This window comes from Streptomyces sp. UH6 (assembly GCF_013421635.1).
Taxonomy (GTDB): domain Bacteria; phylum Actinomycetota; class Actinomycetes; order Streptomycetales; family Streptomycetaceae; genus Streptomyces; species Streptomyces abyssomicinicus.
The window spans coordinates 1-3,373 of the sequence record NZ_JACADT010000633.1 but is presented as its reverse complement, the minus strand read 5'-3'; the positions used below and the strand labels follow the sequence as shown (position 1 = coordinate 3,373).

At 74.6% G+C, this 3,373-nt stretch carries 3 protein-coding genes; all 3 read right to left on the bottom strand.

Going from position 1 to position 3,373, the window contains the following annotated elements; all coding sequences use genetic code 11:
- The coding region (locus tag HW445_RS23360; RefSeq protein WP_180222922.1) for a right-handed parallel beta-helix repeat-containing protein at positions 1-1,526 on the bottom strand (1,526 nt) is incomplete at its 3' end.
- A 116-nt stretch (positions 1,527-1,642) separates the two neighbouring features.
- Entirely contained in the window at positions 1,643-2,251 is a 609-nt protein-coding gene (locus HW445_RS23355; protein ID WP_180222921.1) for a hypothetical protein, read from the bottom strand.
- Between the two features lie 121 nt (positions 2,252-2,372).
- Positions 2,373-3,200 carry an MOSC domain-containing protein gene (locus HW445_RS23350; protein WP_180222920.1) on the bottom strand — a complete coding sequence of 276 codons (828 nt, stop codon included), beginning with the start codon at positions 3,198-3,200 and terminating at the stop codon, positions 2,373-2,375.
- Positions 3,201-3,373: the final 173 nt, after the last annotated feature.

Below are 3,373 nucleotides of genomic sequence, written 5' to 3'. Positions count from 1 at the left end.
CGAAATCCGCAGCTGAATGGCTGACGGAGGACTGCACCGGCGAGGCTCTCGTCGCCGGTGCAGTCCTCCACGTCGGGGCCGCCCGCGCCGCCCGCGCCCGCCTCCGCGAACTCGTAACCGCCCCGCGCGCAGCGCTCGGTGCGGCACCTGCGCAGCGTGGTGCGGCAGCCGTCGAGGACGTGGAAGCCGTACCCGCCGCTGCCGGTCACCTTGCAGCCGACGAAGGTGCCGCGGCCTCCCGCCGACACGTAGAACCCGGCCTCGGCCGGCCCGTCGACCGTGCACCGCTCCACCGTCGGGTCGGCCCCCTTGGTGACGATCACGCCCGTCTGGGTGCCGTCCAGCGAGCAGTTGGCGAGCGTGCCCCCGCTGCCGTGGTCACGGAACCAGGCGCCGGTGGCGGCGTCCTTGATGCGGCAGTCGTCCAACTGTGCCGTGGCGCCGTCGCTGACCGAGACGGCCGTGTTGCGGACCTGACTCAGGTCGCTGTCCACGACGTCCGCCCGCGACCCGCGGTCCAGCACGAACAGCGCGTCGGGCACGTCGTGCACCCGGCAGGAGTCCAGCACGGCGGTGGCGCCGTCGCTCACCCAGACCGCCGGGTAGTCGCCGGTCGAGTCGAAGATCTCGCACTCGTGGGCGTCGACGCGGGTTCCCGGGTCCCACACCGACAGCCCGTTGCGCCCGAACCGCCGCACGCTGGTGCGGGTCAGCGTCAGCACCGAGCGCGACCGCAGGTCCATCGCGTTCTCGGGGATGTCGTGGATCCGGCAGTCCGCCAGGGTGAGGACCGCGTCGGTGTCCAGCGTCACGCCGTCCCCCGAGGTGCGGTGCACGGCGCAGTCGGTGAGCTGGCCGGTGGCCCGCCCGGTGATCTGCACGCCGCTGCCGCGCACCTCGAAGATCTCGCAGCCCACCGCCTCGACGAAGGAGCCCTCCCCGGTGACGCTCAGACCGGGGCCGGAGGCGTGGTGCACCCGGCAGCGCTCCAGCCGGGGGCGCGCCCCGCCGTGCACCGCCACGCCGGCCTGACCGGCCGCGGCCACCTCGCACTCCTCGAAGACCCCGCCCGCGGTGTCCGCGACGGCGATGCCCACGCCCGCCGGGTTGTCGACCGAGCAGCGGCGCACCGTGGGCCGCGCCGAGCCCCGCACCTCGATCCCGGCCGCGGAGCGGGTCATCACGCGGATGTCGGAGATCTCGGGGGCGCCCTCCTCCACCAGCAGTGCCGGAGCCGAGGAGTCCTGCCCCTCCAGGTGCAGGCCCTGCACCACGGCGGAGCCACGCACCGTCAGCGGCACGCCGTCGACGGGAGCGATGCGCACGGCCCCCGGCTGTCCCTCGGGCCCCCGCAGTGTCACCGCCCGCTGGACGAGGAGGTTCTCCCGGTAGGTGCCGGGGGAGACGGTGAGCACGTCCCCGTCGCCGGCGGCCTCCAGGGCCGAGGCGAGCGAGGGGTACTCACCCGTGCGGCGCCGCCACCGCGACGTACCGGTGTGCGTCACCTGGACCGTGCCCTGTGCCATGGTGCTTTTCTGTCCCCACCTCGTCGTACACGGGATGTAGCGGATTGGGCCGAACGTGTCGGCCGCACCACCGTAGCGCGCGCGTGGACGGTGGGTTGCCCGGTGAACGATCGTGATCAGCTTCCGGTACCGGCCCGGCCCCAGTCGGGTCCGGCCCGCTCCCACGCCCGGTCCAGCCGCTCGTAGCGGCGCAGCGTCAGCTGCCGGAGCGTCACCCGTCGCGCCGACTCGGCGATCGCCGTGGTCAGCAGGGCCGCGCCGATCCCGGCCAGGCCCGCCTGCAGGGCGACCTCGCCCGCGTCGAGCGGGCGGGCGACCGGCGTCCCCCGGGCGTCGGTCCACACGGCGAACCGCCGGCCGGGTTCCGGGTTCCGCAGGTTCGTCCAGGTGTGCGCACGCCGTTGCGTGCCGTCGGGCGCGGTCCACGCGGCGAACACGCGCCGCCGGCCGTCGCGTTCCGTCGCCGTCCCGGCGTCGGCGGAGACCGGGACGACCACCGTCGAGGTGTCCAGCACCGTCGCCGTCACGCGGTGCCGGGCCGCGTGCTGGCGGCCGGCCGTACGCGTCAGCGTGTCGTGCGCGACCGAGCCCGCGAGCAGGCCGGCCAGCGGTGCGCCGAACACCATGAGCAGCAGGGCGACCAGAGCCGCCCATGCCTCGACCAGATCGGTCGTGCGCCGCAGCGGATTGCCCCGCCAGCGCCAGATTCCACGGATCGCCCCCACCGGCGCTCCCCCCTTTCCCGCTTCTGTGATAGCCCTGCCGTCGTCCGTTCACGCGCCGTGCGCCGGGAAAGAGAGGGACCTCACCCTTTCGGCGGCACCGCGCGGACGGGCGGCGGGGGCGTCACTCCAGGACCGTGACCGCGTCCCCGACGCGGACGGCACCGGTCGTCAGCGGCACGAGGTACTGCCCGAAGACCACGCGCGATCCGACGCGCCGGTGGCGGCCCAGGCTCACCAGCGGCTCCCGGCCGCGCCGGGCGGACTCCTGGTCCGTCGTGGTCACCACGCACCGCCCGCACGGCTTGGCGACCCGGAAGCGGACGTCGCCGGCCGACACCCTGCTCCAGCCGTCCTCCGCCCACGCCTCGAAGCCGTCCACCACCAGGCTGGGGCGGAACCGGTTCATCGGCAGCGGGCCCTCCTCGGCGTGGTCGCCGTCGGCGATCAGCGCGTTGAGGGCGTCCAGCGAGGCGAGCGAGGTCACCAGCAGCGGATAGCCGTCCGCGAAGGAGACGGTCTCGCCGGGCAGGGCGTACGCGGGGTCGACCGGACGGCGGACCGCCGGGTCGTCCATGTGCACCAGGCGCACAGGGGAGTCCAGGAAGGAGCGGCACCAGGCGTGCGCCGCCGCGTCGGCGAGCACCGCGCGGACGCGGGTGCCGAAGACGTCCGCCTCAGCGGTGTCCGACGTGCCCGGATCGGGCACGGACACGGTGAGCGGTTCCATGCCGGGGGCGGACAGACGGACGCCGCCGGGCCGGAGCTCGGCGGCGGCTGTCGCGAGGCGGGGCTGTTGGCGCTGGGTGACGACCTTTCCCCCGTCGTCGATCAGCGCCCAGCGCCGGTCACCGGCCAGGCCCCAGGGCTCGACCAGTGCCTCCCGGGGCGCCTGGCCCCGGAAGGCCTTGACCGGATGTACGTGGATCGAATGGATTTCCGCTTTCCCCATACGGTCATCGTGCCATCGGGCACCGACCGGTCGTGCGCCGGTCAGTAGCCCCGGTACTCCTGCGGGCTGTACTGCGACTGGTAGCCCTGCGCGGGCTGCCCGTACGACCCGTTGTACGGAGCCTGCTGGCCGTACGACCCGTTGTACGGGGCCTGCGGCGCCGGAGCCGGGGC

What these genes read in the sequence shown, in the direction of transcription:
- HW445_RS23350 (WP_180222920.1), bottom strand. Translation starts at nt 3,200, where the DNA reads ATGGGGAAAGCGGAAATCCATTCGATCCACGTACATCCGGTCAAGGCC.